The following is a 14,714-nucleotide window of genomic DNA, read 5'->3' on the forward strand; positions in this document are numbered from 1 at the left end:
CTCTCTATTTGTATAGTGCGTAAGTTCCAGATATAAGCGAGTTAAGCTCTGGTTCCCACGCTTAACAGTTTTATATTAAGTAATCAGTGTAGTTATGCAAGATTACGGAAAAAAGAAAAAACTTTATGCAGCTAGCTCCCCTCTTCCCAATTTTCTACCGTATTCTCCAGCCGAGTTTTCCCAACTGCCTTTGGAGTGGAAATCCCCATACTAAAACGATCGCACTCACATTTGATGATGGGCCCCATCCTCAATACACGTCCGAAGTCTTGGCAGTGTTAGATCGTTACAAGATTACAGCGAGTTTTTTTTGGTTGGGTGTTTGCGTCAACCGTTCGCCAGGTATTGCTAAAACCGTTAGCGATCGCGGACACTGGATCGGATTGCATGGCTACGATCATCGCTCTTTTCCCATGCTTTCCCCAAATGACTTGAAGGATAGTTTAGAAAAAACCCAAACAGCCATTTACAATGCCTGCAATCTGCAACCTAAACAAGTGCGAGATGTCCGCCCTCCCAATGGTTTATTTATACCTGCGACTTTAAAATTGTTCTTTCAGTGGAATTACCGCCCAGTTATGTGGAGCGTTGTACCAGAAGACTGGGTGCGCCCAGGTGTCACCATCGTGGTACAGCGAATTATGCAGCAGGTGAAAAATGGGTCAATAATTGTTTTGCATGATGGTGCTTGCGGTGGACAAGATGTTGCTGCCACAATTCAAATTCTCATTCCGCAATTGCTACAACAAGGTTATGAGTTTGTAACTGTTGATACTCTGTGGCAGCAAGCTAAGACAAACCATTGATTGTTACACATTTTTAAAATAAGTGAAGTTAATAATTTGGTTTAAATCAGGCTTTCCTATAAATTATGCCAGAGCAGTTTTTGATCGTTGACGTTCCTCTAGATGCCCCAGAGGCTGATGAAGATTTGGGAACCAAAGAAAAGTTCTGGTTTCGCCATCAGTATTTAGGTCGTTGTCTATTCAAGAAAGCTAGACCAAACACAGGAGAAGATTGGGCAGAAAAGATAGCAGCCGAGTTGTGCGAGTTATTAGGTTTACCCCATGCTGATTATGAACTAGCAATATTCAATGGGGAAAACGGTATTGTTTCACCCTCATTTTTGCCGCCTGAAGAAGGTGCAATTCTCACCCTTGGTAATGAAATTCTGGCTCGGATAGTATCTAATTATCCAGAAGATTCTAAAGACCTATCTCAACACACAATACATAATGTATTCAATGCTATCGGAGATACTTCGCTAAATTTGCCCATTAACTGGACAGCACCAGGGTAAATTAGTCAAGCGATAGAAGCTTTTGTTGGGTATTTACTCTTGGATGCTTGGATTGGGAATAGCGATCAACACCATGAAAATTGGGCATTCATCAGTTTACAAGAAAAGATTTATCTAGCACCAACTTATGACCACGCCTCTTGTCTCGGTAGGAACGAGTCTGATTCTAGAAGGAAAAGCAGGCTAATCACAAAAGATGCTGGCTTTTCTGTGCAAGCATATGTGGAAAAATGCAATTCTGCGTTGTATGCTAAAGTTGGCGATCAAAAAACTCTTAAGACTTTTAATGCATTTTGTGAAGCGCAAAAACGGTATCCAGATGCAGCGAGGGTATGGTTGAATAATTTAGCAAGGGTGTCAAGCAATGATACGTTAAAGCTTTTTGAGCGTATTCCATCTAATCGCATATCGCAAACAGCAATTGAATTTGCACAGAAGATATTGGAATTAAATCAAAGTAAGCTGCTGGACACCCTATGAAAACACTTTTTTTAGCTTGGCAAGATCCTAAAAGTCGTGTTTGGCTTCCTATTGGTCGCTTAACATTTGACGGTAAAAAATATCAATTTGTATATACGCAAGGTGCTGTAAAAGCTCAAACTGAACAGAATTTTCAACTATTGTATTCCTTCCCAGACTTAAACAAAGAATATACATCAGTTGAACTATTCCCCTTGTTTTCTAATCGATTAATGCGACGCTCTCGCCCTGATTACAAAAATTATATTGAATCGCTAAATATTCCCGAAGGTGAAGACGATCCAGTTAGCATTCTTTCTCGGAGTGGTGGACGCAAGGTAACAGATTATTTTGAAGTTTTCCCATGCCCAGAACCAGATGAAAATGGTTTATACCACATCCATTTTTTTGCACATGGACTGCGACACCTTCCTGCTTGTGCAACTGAACGGATTAATCAATTACAAACGGGTGAACTGTTATATTTAGCTAACGAATTTCAAAATCCCTATGACCTACGTGCATTGCTTTTATGCACTGAGGATCATTACATCGTAGGTTATTGCCCTCGGTATATTGTGGATGATGTTTTTAAACTCAAGAACAAAAATTCAGAACTGCTAAGAGTAAAAGTTGAGCGCGTTAACCCAGTACCAACACCTCTTCAACTGCGTTTATTGTGCAATATGACCGCAGAATGGCATGAAGATTTTCGTCCATTTTCTAGTCAGGAATATCAGCCTTTAGTGGCTGATATCCCAGTGACTTATGCTAGTTCCTAGAGTTGATTTGCGGCTAGAAAAGCTTCGACTTCAGCAGCAGTAGGTTGAGAAGCGATCGCACCTGGTTTAATAGTAGTCAGTGCCCCAACAGCACTGGCATAAGTGACAATGCGTTTTGCGGTTTGTGCATCTCGCAAGCTATGGATACCATACTGACTCAGTTGGTGGATGAAACCTGCCGAAAAGCTATCTCCTGCACCAGTTGTATCAACTACAGGGACAGAAAATGAGGATAATTTGCCTTCATTCTCACCTAGACAATAAGTGCAGCCATTTTCCCCATCTGTCACCAGTACTCCCTCAATTGAAGCTAGACGGTAAGTAATGGCTCCGGGATCTGCGGTTTCAAATAGCCATTCAGCCTCTTCTTTGGAGAGTTTGAGGAAATCAACTCGCTTAAATAATTCTGGAATTTTTTGATGGGCGATGTTTGGCTCTTTCCAAAATACAGGACGCCAGTTGACATCTAGCACAATCTTTAAGTCGTAATGTTCTGCTAACTCTAAAGCGCGGTGAATTGCCTCTTCAGTTTCAGGATAGGCTAATTCTAAAGTACCCAAAACCAGAAAATCTGCCTGTTGAAACAGCGAATTTGGCAATTGTTTAGCTTGCAGGCGAGTATCAGCAAATTCGGCGGTATCGTACTGACCAAATCCGGCAAAGGTGCGATCGCCAGCCAGATCCCGTGTAACATAAACTTGCCGTGTTGGTGCTGTGGGATGGCGTTGTACTCCCGTCGTATCTACACCTACATCTTGTAATAGCTTGACCAGTGTATTCCCTGGCTCATCTTCGCCAACAGCTCCGATAAATCCCGCTGACATTCCCAGCTTGACTAAAGCACAGGCTACATTAGCTGGTGCCCCTCCTGGATAAGGAGTCCAAGATTTCACTTCTTCCAACTTTAGCCCTAATTGATCGGCTAAACAATCAAACAAAATTTCACCAAGGCACAAAACACGGGGATTGCTCATCTCATTTTCAATTTTAGATTTCGATTTTGGATTAAAAATTTACAGTATAAAATCTACAATAATTTTTGCTAATCTGTCGCCAGTCCTTCATAGAATTCAATAGCAATTTTTACTACTTCTATAGCCTGTATATGCTTCTAATTCTCGCTTATTTTGGATAAGTGCGTAGAGGACATATTTATCAAAATGAGCTATATTTATTACTTAAAATGTAGCGTAGTTTATATTTTTGCCAACTTGAAATACAAAGAAAATATTGACAATCATATTACTGCTAACACTTGAAACCCCTACTAAGAAAAGAATCTTCTAGAATTAGAAAGAGCGATTAAGTACATATACCAAGGGAGGATAGAAATAGTCATGGCTGGTGGCAAGTCTGAGACCCCCGTTAGTCTGTCAGACAGAGAACTGCAAATTATCGACTTAGTAGCCGCTGGCTTAACTAACCAAGAGATTGCAGTCAAACTGGAGATTAGCAAGCGTACAGTAGATAACCATATCAGTAACATTCTTACCAAGACCGAGACAGAAAATCGAGTAGCCCTTGTCCGCTGGGCTTTGCAGTGGGGCAAAGTCTGCTTGAATGATGTCAATTGTTGTACTCTACCTGACCAGATTGAATAAACAATTTACTAGTAGAAGCGTAATTGTTTTGGTCTAGTAAATTACAAGCCAGTTTTGAGTTTTACTGATTGTTCCCCTCTTTACGCCTTTGTGTCAGTGTGAACACTCTACCAAAAGTTCCGAGTCCTTCACTCAGCCGGAGTTTATGTTAGTGGAGCCAGCTGACCGGACTCGGAAACTATAAAGATCAGAATTCCTTTGCAAATTAATTGGGGAGCAGGGGAGCAGGGGAGAAATCAATTCAAAATTCAAAATGACGCTCGCGGACTCGCTAACGCTGCGCTAACAAAATTCAAAATTAAAGAACTTCTGCCTCCTGCCTCCTCTTTCCCAATGCCCAATGCCCCATGCCCCAACAAAACAATCATCTACAAAAATTAGCAACAATTCAGTGGTGCAAGCGTTACATTTGAAAGGAATCTATCTTGCCCCATCGGCTTTGGGAGTAGTGTTCCAATGAATACTTCCGCTTCTTTTCAGGGTAGCTTGTCTCCCTTTGAATTTTTTAACTTTGATTTTACGATACCTTTATCTGAGAAGGTTCCGAGTCTGGAAGAGCAATCTTCAGACTTTTGGCAACCCACACAAGATGCAGACTTACTCAGACAGCTATCGTTTATTCCAGGGTTGAAAGAAATTTTGATGCTGCGGCAGGTTCACGCTTTAGAACATGCTACTGTTTGGGTTCTTGGCGAATCAAAAAGCGCCTATTCTGCTTCAACAGAATCCACTAATGTTCAACTAGATAATGAATTATTAGGCGGTTTATCTACTGAGCAGGGATTCTACCTCTATGGTGAGGTAAATATTAGTGATTTGCGGCGTGCAGTCACACTTGCTCGACATCGTATTACCAGTGGAGAATGGGATTTGGCTGTACATCCCCGTTGTGGCACAAATTTATCAGTAGCAATGCTCTTAACGGCTGGACTAGCTGTTGGTGTGCATCTATTGCTACCATTTCGACCAATCGAGCAACTTATAGGTTTGGGGTTAGCGGCAACGACAGCCGCAGAACTCGCACCTGATTTAGGTTCTGTGGCACAGCGTTACCTAACAACTGCCATTCCTTTTAACCTAGCAATTGAAAATATTACCCGTACACGCGACGTTTGGGGGCGTGAGGCACATTTTGTTAAAGTAGGCTGGCAAGAATGAAGAGAGCAAGAGGGGGAAACAATTCAAAATTCAAAATGACGCTCGCGGACTCGCTAACGCTGCGCTAACAAAATTCAAAATTCAAAATTACTCCCCCAATGCCCTAATAAAATTATGAGAAAACTTTATTTCTTACTTCCCGGTACAGATAGCAAATTTGCCTGTGGTGGTCTTTGGGCTGAGTTAAAAGCGCTTAATCTAGCTCAGAATTTCTGTAGTGCTGATGTTGTAACTTACCGTCAACGGGAAAAAGGTAAGCTTTATATTGATGATTTGCTAAAAGAGAAAAATTTAAATGATGTAATTTTTGTGATCAGTTGGGGATTTGATATAGCTGAACTTGTGGCTAAACTTAAACAATACAATGTCGTTTACCATGCACATAGTGCAGGTTATCCATTTAGACTACCTGCAAGTATTCCAATCATGACTGTTAGCCGCTATACAATGGGGTATTGGGGAGAAAAATCACCTAATTCTCTGATTTATTATTTGCCTAATCAAATTTCTGATGAGTTTCAAAATTTAGGTTTGGAACGGGATATTGATGTTTTAGTTCAAGCTCGGAAGTCTTCTGAGTATTTAATTAAAGAATTGATTCCAGCGTTGCAAAAACGTTGTAAAGTATTGGTTGTTGATTCATATATAGAGGATTTATCTAGACTATTCAACCGAGCTAAGGTTTACCTCTATGATTCGGCTGAGTACTGGGCACAACAGCGTGTTAGTGAAGGATTTGGTTTACAACCAATGGAAGCTCTTGCCTGTGGTTGTCAAGTATTTTCTAGTGTCAATGGTGGACTAGCAGATTACTTAGACCCGGGATTTAATTGCTATAAAATTGCTGGATATTCTCAAGAATATGATGTCCAACGGATTTTGAAAGTGATTGAATCTTCAGTAAACTTTAGCTTATCTGAAGAATTTTTGGTTGAGCATCGGACTGAAAATATTATTAAGCGTTTCCAAGTTATTTTTGATGAGTTAAATGAGTTTTTTGACCACAAAATTCATCAGCCATCTAATATTAAGGATTTGACGAAAATACGGATGGCAAAATTACTCGTTCAAAAGATATACGGAAAGCTGAGGAAGAAATATTTTAAGTAATAGAAACGTAGACGTGTAGAGGCTTGCCACAGGTTACCGCAGAGGCGCTGAGAACACAGAGAGAAGAGAGGAAATTGAATGAGTCGGCGGTTATTAGTTACTGGTGGTGCGGGGTTTATTGGGGCGAATTTTGTCCATTATTGGTGTCAGGTTTATCCAGACGATCGCGTGGTGGTGTTAGATGCTCTTACCTATGCGGGGAATCGTCTGAATTTGGCGCCCTTTGAAGGTGGAGATAATTTTCGGTTTGTCCAGGGGGATATTTGCGATCGCACCATCATAGACAATCTATTATCAACGGAAAATATTGATACTATTGCCCATTTTGCCGCTGAATCTCATGTTGATCGTTCGATTCTTGGGCCAGCTGCTTTTGTACAAACTAATGTAGTGGGAACTTTCACTCTCCTAGAAGCTTTTCGGCAACATTGGCAGGCAAAAGCACAGCCATCTGATTATCGTTTTCTACACGTTTCTACTGATGAAGTCTACGGTAGTTTGGGCCCAGATGACGCAGCTTTTTGTGAAACGACACCCTACGCTCCCAATAGTCCCTATTCAGCTTCAAAAGCTGGTAGCGATCATTTAGTTCGTGCTTATTATCATACTTATCAACTTCCAACCATTATCACAAATTGCTCTAATAATTACGGCCCTTATCAGTTTCCCGAAAAACTAATTCCCCTGATGTGTATCAACACTTTGATAGGGAAACCATTACCTGTTTATGGTGATGGTAAAAATGTACGAGATTGGCTTTATGTGGGAGATCATTGCCGTGCTTTAGATGTGGTAATCAATCATGGTCAACCAGGAGAAACATACAATATTGGTGGCAAGAATGAGGTAGAAAATATTAATCTCGTCCAACTTTTGTGTGAAATGATGGATGAATTAGCACCTGATTTACCTATACATCCAGCAAAGCAGTTGATTACTTTTGTCAAAGATAGACAAGGACACGATCAAAGATATGCAATTAATGCGAACAAAATTAAAACTCACCTTGGTTGGACGCCTTCAGTAACAATTGCTGAGGGTTTACGTTTAACTGTTGAATGGTATCTCAATCGTCGTGATTGGTGGGAACCTCTGCTGTCTGCGGAATATCAAGCTTACTATCGCAAAAATTATCTGTAAAATAATGACCTAAAATTGGACTAACTCCGTTAGTGACAAGTTAAAAACAAGTGCTGACATAAGTAATTTCTGTAAATTTATGAAAATCTCCACGCCACTTGCGGGATAGAGTTTCCCGCCGCTTTCAATGAATAAAGACTTATCTAATGCTACGTCTGCTAATTACTTTGTCTTTTTAACTCTTATATCAACAATTGGTAGCGTTTACTAGCTTCTTTAGCTTGTCTGATCAAGAATTATTTCTAATTAACTGCAATAATATTGACTCAAGACTTTGCAATGCAGCGTTTGTGGTGCGCTGATGTTCTTCAAAATTACGCTGGTGTTGTTCAAAATTATGCTGATGTTCTTCAAAATTACGTTGGTGTTGCTCATGACTATCACGTAACTCTAGAAGTACATCATCTAAAATTGCGCTACGAGCTAAAACACGGTCAACATTAGTGGTTAGCTCTCTCATTTCCTGCCTTAGTTCATCCAATTCTACTTGAGCATTAGCTTGTCTTTCAGCCAATCCTAAAATTATTTGTTCAGCGCGATCTAGCCTATTAGGAAAGTATTCAGGTGTGCCAGTCATTTTCTTGACGTTCAACTCCTACAATTTTACGTCTTCTATTAATGGTATGGTGCGGGTTGCTAGTTTGCCTTTGGTATTGGCTTTGCGGATGATTAGTTGCGATCGCACTTTGTCTGTCGTTCTCAACAATTATGCAAAAAAGTATCAAAATATCAGTTTTTTAGACAGCAATCAGATTTACAGGTAAGTAATCGGACAGAAATATTTACATATTAGGTTTTAGGCTACATAAGGGTTTCAGGTCGAAATTTGTGTAATTAATTTTGTCTTACTACTTATCGATTTGCGCTCAATACCTTCTCTGCGAGACGCTACGCGTAGCTTGCTTCTCCGTGGAGTACGGTGAGCTTCTCTACGAGACGCTTCGCGGTAAGCAAGGCTATGCCGTAGGCTTTACGCTAACGCCAAAGTTTTCGGTCTGAACAATAATTCGCACTAACTCTTTAGAGAACCTCAAAGTTAGAATCTTCAACTGCTTTCAATAAATTTATCTGGCTCCCCCAGTTTTTGTAGATAATGACTATCCTTGAATATAAGGAATCAGATCAACGTAAATTGCCAGCAGGTGTAAGATGCTGCAACCAGAACAAATATTACAAGATCGTTATCAAATCCAGCGCCAACTCGGCGACAATGGAATTCGCCAAACTTGGCTAGCAAAAGATTTACAAGCCTCTAATGGCGAAAATTCTATCGTTGTGGTCAAACTTTTGGCCTTTGGCGGTACTGTACAGTGGGATGACCTGAAACTTTTTGAGAGGGAAGCACAAATCCTTAAACAGCTAAATCATCCCCGCATCCCTAGATATATAGATTATTTTTGTATCGACGATCGCACACTCTGGTTTGGCTTAATACAAGAATATATTCCTGGTGAGTCGCTTAAGGAAAAACTTGCTGTTGGCAAAAGGTTTAGTGAAAAGCGAGCGAGAAAAATTGCTGTTGAGGTTTTAAATATCCTCACCTATCTACATGAATTGAATCCAGGAGTGTTGCATAGAGATATTAAACCGAGTAATTTAATCTGGGGCGAAGATAATCGGGTTTATTTAGTTGATTTTGGCGCAGTTCAAGATAAAGCAGCAAGAGAAGGCGTTACTTTCACCGTTGTCGGTACTTATGGTTATGCCCCAATGGAACAATTTGGTGGTAGAGCAGTTGCGGCTTCAGACTTATATGCACTGGGAGCGACTTTGATTCATTTGCTCACTAGAACTTTCCCCTCTGATTTACCCCAGCAGGATTTGCGACTACAATTTATAGACCGAGTTAACCTCAGTCCCAGTTTTGTCAGTTGGCTACAAAAGTTGATAGAACCTGCTCCCGAACAAAGATTTACTAGTGCTAGCCAAGCACTGAATGCTCTCAAATCGGGACTGGCTGTCAAATCTGTAAACAAGAATCAGCTTTTGCCGCTAAAAGAAATCATCAATAATTCTGGATGCGGGATCAATAATCAGAATGAAACAGTCCCAGAGGAAATTCTTGGTTGGAATTGGGGCGCTTTTCTGATGCCTTGGTTGTGGATGTGGCCGAATCAAGTGTGGTATGGTTTATTCTGTTTTGTACCTAATGCTTGGTGGATAATGGCGATCGCACTTGGTGCAAAAGGCAATGAATGGGCTTGGAAAAGTAGACATTGGCGCAGTATTGAACAATTCAAAGCCCATCAGAGAGGCTGGGCGATCGCTGGTATTCTACTTGGAGCGCCTATTAGTATTATGCTGTGGGTTAGAGCGATCGCTTTGCTCAAATCGGTATTTTAAGTAGGGGCATTGGGCATTGGGAAAAAGGAGGCAGGAGGCAGAAGTTCTTTAATTTTGAATTTTGTTAGCGCAGCGTTAGCGAGTCCGCGAGCGTCATTTTGAATTTTGAATTGATTTCTCCCCTGCTCCCTGCTTTCTTTTAACTACTAACTTGCGATTCAACTACACCCACCGGACAAGATACATTTGTCCCTCCTAAACCACAATACCCGTTAGGATTTTTAGCAAGGTATTGCTGATGGTAAGCTTCGGCGTAGTAGAATTCCGGCGCATCCAAGATTTCTGTGGTAATTTTGCCATAACCTGCATCGTTGAGGGCTTGTTGATAAGCTTCCCGCGATGCTTCTGCTAGCTGCTTTTGATTTTCGGAATATACATAAATTCCCGAACGGTATTGAGTGCCCGTATCATTACCTTGACGCATCCCTTGGGTGGGATTGTGGCTTTCCCAAAAGACTTTGAGCAGTTCGCCATAACTAATCACTTTGGGATCAAATACAACCAACACTACCTCATTGTGTCCGGTTCGCCCACTACATACCTCTTCGTATGTAGGATTGGGTGTGAACCCAGCAGCGTAACCGACTGCAGTGGTGTAAACTCCTTTAAGTTGCCAGAATTTGCGTTCTGCACCCCAAAAACAGCCCAAGCCAAAAATTGCCTTCTCTAATCCATCAGGAAAAGGAGGTTTTAAGGGATTCTTGTTGACATAATGAGTAGCGGGTACTGACATAGATTGTGCCCTTCCTGACAAAGCTTCTTCAGGTGTGGGCATAACTGCTTTTTTGCCAAATCCGAATAGTGCCATTGATTTTGATGATATATATCTTTACCTTATTTACTATTGTAAAGATTCTCGCCATTTGTTGGGCTGTAAGTATTAATACCTTTTGCTCTTGAAGTTGCGCTTTCGCCACACCGAGGGCGATTGTGCCAGTTGCGTAAGTCCTGTGTGGTGTTAGTCCATGCTATTCATCGATTTTATGAATACTTTTTAAGGCAAATTTAGCCTCAGAAGATATTCTAGCTAATCCTCTAATGTTCAAATTTTCAAAAATAATTAAGTCATGGCAATTAACCAACCAATGAGCGACTTGATAATGAAACTCTTTCCTTTGTCTTGCTACGTGCAAATGAAGTCTAGCCACCGAGTTCGCCTGCTTTTGATAGTTCTTAGACCCTTTAATTTTACGAGCAAGTTGCTGTTGCTGACGGGCTAATGTAGATTGTGCCTTACGGTAATACTGTGGAACTTCAATACTTTGTCCATCAGCAGTAGTTAAAAACTTTTCTAGCCCAACGTCTATACCTGTAGCAGACTTAATTTTATCAAGAGGTAAAGAATCGGGTACGGTTTTATCTTCTAAAGAAAAACTGACATACCAACCATCCGCTTTACACAATATCGTTGCTTGCTTAGTTTCAAACCCATCAGGGATTGAACGGTGTAAGATGACCTCAATTTCACCAATCTTGGATAACTTGAGAATATTGCCTGTCAGGTGCGCGCCAGCTTTTGGTGAGTTAACACGCGGAAAAGTAAATGAACTTATGTCACCACGCTTTTTAAATCGTGGTCTACCTCCTTTCTTGCCAAACTTATCAGGTGTTAGCCATCGCTTCCATGCCTTGTCCAACCTGATCAGGTTTTGTTGTTGGCAGTCGGCGTAGATGTTCTTGTAGCCAAGAAATAGCTCTTTAGTTCGCTTGAGGTTTGATGCCTGTGTATAGTAATCTGCTTTATCTGGTATCTCGCCAATTGGCTCAGAAACCAAGCTACATCGGTCAATCTGTGACCTTGTACGTCTTAGCCAGTCCAATCTCTCCCCAAGCACGTAATTCCAGTGACGACGCAGCAATTCTCCCCAAGTCTCAAGAATGACAACTTGTTCGGGAGTAGGATTGAGTTTGAACTGGTAAGTAAATAACATATAGTCATAATACCATTTGGTGGCATGACTTACAACATAGGACACAGAGCAGTTTACAGCTTAAACATTCATTTAGTGCTTGTGACTAAATACCGGAGAAAGGTTATCAATCAAGCAATGCTCAAACGACTGCAAGAAATATTTGAGAATACCTGTGCTAAGTGGAGAAGCAAAGTTACAGAGTACAACGCAGAATCAGACCATGTTCACTTGGTTATTAGCTATCCGCCGGATGTTGAAGTAAGCAAGTTGGTCAATAACCTCAAAACTGTATCTAGTCGTCTTATTCGCAAAGAGTTCGCTGAACATATTAACCAGTTCTACAAAAAACCAGTATTTTGGACAGGTGCATATTTTGTCGCTTCGTGCGGAGGCGTTACCCTTGAGCAACTTAAATCTTATGTTGAGAAACAGAGCAGTCCTGACAATTGAAGGGGTATCGAACCCCTCCAATTGTCGAGCCAGTTGCGTGGGCGGGTTTCCCGACTTGAGCAAACTGGCGTCCGCAATTCCCCTCACCGCCAACCTACGGTGTGGCGGGAGTACCCTTGTGGAGGTCTAGATGGATAAAATACCGAAAATTGACCGTCAAAGAGAGCATCAAGCGAATGAACGTACATTTTTGGCTTGGTTACGCACTTCTATTGCATTGATTGGCTTTGGTTTTGCGATCGCGCGATTTGGTATATTTCTGCGCCAGTTGAATATTGCAATTATTCAACAAGAACCTCCGGTAAGTCCATTATCTAATTCGGAAAATTTGGGTATTGCTTTGGTAATTTTTGGAATTTCGACTATTGCCTTAGCGGCGTGGCGATACAACCAAGTTTTCTGGCAAATTGAACGAGGCGACTATAGACCAAATAGGTTAATGGTTTGGATAATGACTGGAGTAGTAATTATTTTAGGATTTTTCAGTATTCCTTTACTCTTAAGGCGCGATAAAGTACCTTCTCGTTCTCCAGTTCCCATGCAACCACAGTCTCGAAATTTGCATTAAATACACTTTTTAGACAATCGCATTTTTTGTAACTTCTTTACCAATTCTCAATCAATCTGAGCGTAGGCAAGCAAAAATCGCAGGCATCGCTCTATGTCTGCTCAATAATTTATCGTACTTCAAATCTAGCAAGCTTTTAAGCTTTTTGTAATCATCGCTTTCAGCTTGGGCTGAATCGTCATACACTGATTTTGAACTAATGAAAGTGGTTGCCCTCAAAGAAGCGATGAGTGAAAGTAGAATATCAAAGATATTAGAAACCTTCGAGGCAGACTTGCTGTCGGAGTGGACTCAGGAACTAGCCATTGTCAATATTCGCAGAGGCTTGATTAAAGAAACCCAGCTCAAGGAGGAGTGCCGGGAATTCCTAAGTTTGTTTCGGATTGCCATTGGGCGGGGCAACTTTACTAATATTCAGGCAGCAGAGTGGCAGGAAATGCGGGAAATGCTCACCAGCATTTCTCGATCGCGATCGCTAAATGGCTTCACACCCTCAGAAACAGCTACATTCGTCTTTTCGTTCAAGCAACCCCTCTTCACACGAATGCGTCAGCAATTGCAAGACACTATTGAGTTGGGTGACAATATCTGGCTAGCCACAAACTTACTGGATCGGCTAGGATTGCTGACAATTGAAGTGTATCAAAAGACGCGGGAAGAGGTGATTTTGCGACAGCAGGAAGAATTAATGGAGCTGTCTACCCCAGTGGTTAAACTTTGGGAGGGAATTTTGGCATTGCCGATTATCGGCACCCTGGATAGTGCCCGTACTCAAATAATGATGGAGTCGTTATTGCAAAAAATTGTTGAAACCGGTTCCGAAGTTGCCATCATTGACATTACTGGCGTTCCCACTGTTGATACCCTAACTGCTCAACATCTGCTTAAGACCGTTACCGCCGCCCGTCTTATGGGAGCCGATTGTATAATCAGTGGCATTCGTCCTCAAATTGCCCAAACCATAGTTTATCTCGGCATTGATTTAGCTAATGTCACAACAAAGGCAACGTTAGCCGATGCCTTTCTCATAGCGCTAAAACGGTTAGGAGTGACCATTATCCGCCCTGAATCCAAATGAGGTGGACAGGAAATGGAACGCATTCCTATACTCAAAATGGGCAATTTCCTACTTGTGACGATCCAGGTAGATATGCACGATCGCCTGGCCATGACGCTACAGGATGACTTGACCAGCTGCATCACTGAAACTCAGGCTCACGGTGTACTGATTGATATTTCTGCATTAGAGATTGTTGATTCCTTCATTGGTAGGATTTTAGGTAATATCGCCAGAATGTCACGGGTGCTAGATGCTGAGACGGTTGTCGTCGGGATGCAGCCTGCTGTGGCAATCACCTTAGTAGAATTGGGGCTGTCGCTGACGGGCATTCGCACTGCCCTAAATGTTGAAAAGGGTATGGCACTGTTGCGCTCGTCACTCAATCAAACCAGAAATCAAATCACTGCCACAAAACGGCGTGCAGATGAAGATGCAGAAGACTGAAACGATTAACATTCAATCTTCTGTAGATGTAGTTTTAGTTCGGCAGTCCGTGCGCCAGCTTGCCGTAGAGATTGGCTTTAGCTTAGTAGACCAAACTAAAATTGTGACTGCCGCTAGTGAGTTAGCTCGCAATACCCTAGACTATGGTGGAGGCGGCACAGTAAAACTAGAAACTCTTGAGCAAGGGAGACGACGAGGACTCAGGCTGACCTTTGAAGATCAAGGGCCGGGAATTCCCGATATTGAGTTGGCGCTGAAGGATGGGTTCACGACCGGGGGCGGGTTGGGTATGGGGTTGAGTGGTGCCAAACGACTTGCCAACGAGTTTGAAATTCAGTCTGCGGTGGGAGAAGGGACACAAGTAACAATTGTACGATGGAAATAAA

General features: G+C 41.7%; 18 protein-coding genes. 14 read left to right on the forward strand and 4 right to left on the reverse strand.

The features are described from left to right. Window positions 1-125 precede the first annotated feature (125 nt). The 4 genes from V7K56_RS26900 to V7K56_RS26915 all read left to right on the forward strand — a co-directional run bounded on the left by V7K56_RS26900 (window position 126) and on the right by V7K56_RS26915 (window position 2,541). Window positions 126-806 carry a polysaccharide deacetylase family protein gene (locus tag V7K56_RS26900; protein ID WP_334915360.1) on the forward strand — a complete coding sequence of 227 codons (681 nt, stop codon included), beginning with the start codon at window positions 126-128 and terminating at the stop codon, window positions 804-806. Window positions 807-871: 65 nt separating this feature from the next. After that, the gene (locus V7K56_RS26905; protein ID WP_334915362.1) at window positions 872-1,300 is read left to right on the forward strand and encodes a hypothetical protein; all 429 of its coding nucleotides are present in this window, start codon (window positions 872-874) and stop codon (window positions 1,298-1,300) included. Between the two features lie 39 nt (window positions 1,301-1,339). After that, window positions 1,340-1,780: a hypothetical protein gene (locus V7K56_RS26910; protein ID WP_334915364.1), complete on the forward strand. Its 441-nt coding sequence runs from the start codon at window positions 1,340-1,342 to the stop codon at window positions 1,778-1,780. After that, the gene (locus tag V7K56_RS26915; RefSeq protein ID WP_334915366.1) at window positions 1,777-2,541 is read left to right on the forward strand and encodes an HIRAN domain-containing protein; all 765 of its coding nucleotides are present in this window, start codon (window positions 1,777-1,779) and stop codon (window positions 2,539-2,541) included. The genes V7K56_RS26910 and V7K56_RS26915 overlap by 4 nt, the downstream gene beginning before the upstream one ends. On the opposite strand, the gene V7K56_RS26920 is transcribed toward V7K56_RS26915, so the two are convergent. Further along, complete coding sequence (locus V7K56_RS26920; RefSeq protein ID WP_334915368.1) at window positions 2,538-3,515, reverse strand: carbohydrate kinase family protein; 978 nt, start codon at window positions 3,513-3,515, stop codon at window positions 2,538-2,540. The two genes, V7K56_RS26915 and V7K56_RS26920, sit on opposite strands and share 4 nt — an antisense overlap. A 363-nt stretch (window positions 3,516-3,878) precedes the next feature. Here V7K56_RS26920 and V7K56_RS26925 point away from each other — a divergent pair, with 363 nt between their 5' ends. The 4 genes from V7K56_RS26925 (at window position 3,879) to rfbB (ending at window position 7,550) form a co-directional block, all read left to right on the forward strand. After that, the gene (locus V7K56_RS26925) at window positions 3,879-4,142 is read left to right on the forward strand and encodes a helix-turn-helix domain-containing protein (RefSeq protein ID WP_334915370.1); all 264 of its coding nucleotides are present in this window, start codon (window positions 3,879-3,881) and stop codon (window positions 4,140-4,142) included. 456 nt (window positions 4,143-4,598) lie between these two features. Beyond that, window positions 4,599-5,300: a DUF6391 domain-containing protein gene (locus tag V7K56_RS26930; protein WP_334915373.1), complete on the forward strand. Its 702-nt coding sequence runs from the start codon at window positions 4,599-4,601 to the stop codon at window positions 5,298-5,300. A gap of 114 nt (window positions 5,301-5,414) precedes the next feature. After that, window positions 5,415-6,410: a glycosyltransferase gene (locus tag V7K56_RS26935; protein WP_334915375.1), complete on the forward strand. Its 996-nt coding sequence runs from the start codon at window positions 5,415-5,417 to the stop codon at window positions 6,408-6,410. 78 nt (window positions 6,411-6,488) lie between these two features. After that, the gene (rfbB, locus tag V7K56_RS26940) at window positions 6,489-7,550 is read left to right on the forward strand and encodes a dTDP-glucose 4,6-dehydratase (protein WP_334915377.1); all 1,062 of its coding nucleotides are present in this window, start codon (window positions 6,489-6,491) and stop codon (window positions 7,548-7,550) included. A 229-nt stretch (window positions 7,551-7,779) separates the two neighbouring features. Here rfbB and V7K56_RS26945 read toward each other — a convergent pair whose 3' ends face one another. Further along, window positions 7,780-8,127, reverse strand: a complete 348-nt coding sequence (locus V7K56_RS26945; protein WP_334915379.1) for a hypothetical protein — start codon at window positions 8,125-8,127, stop codon at window positions 7,780-7,782. A 572-nt stretch (window positions 8,128-8,699) separates the two neighbouring features. Between V7K56_RS26945 and V7K56_RS26950 the strand changes: the two genes are divergently transcribed. Then, on the forward strand, window positions 8,700-9,893 hold the full coding sequence (locus V7K56_RS26950; RefSeq protein ID WP_334915381.1) for a serine/threonine protein kinase: 1,194 nt from the start codon (window positions 8,700-8,702) through the stop codon (window positions 9,891-9,893). Window positions 9,894-10,032: 139 nt separating this feature from the next. Here V7K56_RS26950 and msrA read toward each other — a convergent pair whose 3' ends face one another. Both msrA and V7K56_RS26960 read right to left on the reverse strand, forming a co-directional pair. Next, window positions 10,033-10,701 (reverse strand): peptide-methionine (S)-S-oxide reductase MsrA, encoded by a 669-nt coding sequence (msrA, locus tag V7K56_RS26955; RefSeq protein WP_334915383.1) that lies wholly within the window; start codon window positions 10,699-10,701, stop codon window positions 10,033-10,035. 160 nt (window positions 10,702-10,861) lie between these two features. Then, entirely contained in the window at window positions 10,862-11,869 is a 1,008-nt protein-coding gene (locus V7K56_RS26960) for an RNA-guided endonuclease InsQ/TnpB family protein (RefSeq protein WP_334915385.1), read from the reverse strand. On the opposite strand from V7K56_RS26960, the gene tnpA reads away from it, so the two are divergent. From tnpA to V7K56_RS26985, 5 genes are all read left to right on the forward strand, one after another. Beyond that, entirely contained in the window at window positions 11,849-12,256 is a 408-nt protein-coding gene (gene tnpA, locus V7K56_RS26965) for an IS200/IS605 family transposase (RefSeq protein ID WP_334915387.1), read from the forward strand. The genes V7K56_RS26960 and tnpA overlap by 21 nt on opposite strands. 130 nt (window positions 12,257-12,386) lie before the next feature. Continuing rightward, window positions 12,387-12,824: a YidH family protein gene (locus V7K56_RS26970; protein ID WP_334915389.1), complete on the forward strand. Its 438-nt coding sequence runs from the start codon at window positions 12,387-12,389 to the stop codon at window positions 12,822-12,824. A gap of 199 nt (window positions 12,825-13,023) precedes the next feature. Further along, window positions 13,024-13,902 carry an STAS domain-containing protein gene (locus V7K56_RS26975; RefSeq protein ID WP_334915391.1) on the forward strand — a complete coding sequence of 293 codons (879 nt, stop codon included), beginning with the start codon at window positions 13,024-13,026 and terminating at the stop codon, window positions 13,900-13,902. 12 nt (window positions 13,903-13,914) lie between these two features. Continuing rightward, window positions 13,915-14,328, forward strand: a complete 414-nt coding sequence (locus V7K56_RS26980) for an STAS domain-containing protein (RefSeq protein ID WP_334915393.1) — start codon at window positions 13,915-13,917, stop codon at window positions 14,326-14,328. Continuing rightward, window positions 14,315-14,713: an anti-sigma regulatory factor gene (locus V7K56_RS26985; RefSeq protein ID WP_334915395.1), complete on the forward strand. Its 399-nt coding sequence runs from the start codon at window positions 14,315-14,317 to the stop codon at window positions 14,711-14,713. Before V7K56_RS26980 ends, V7K56_RS26985 begins: the two co-directional genes overlap by 14 nt. Window position 14,714 lies beyond the last annotated feature (1 nt).

It is taken from the genome of Nostoc sp., from assembly GCF_036917535.1.
GTDB lineage: Bacteria > Cyanobacteriota > Cyanobacteriia > Cyanobacteriales > Nostocaceae > Nostoc.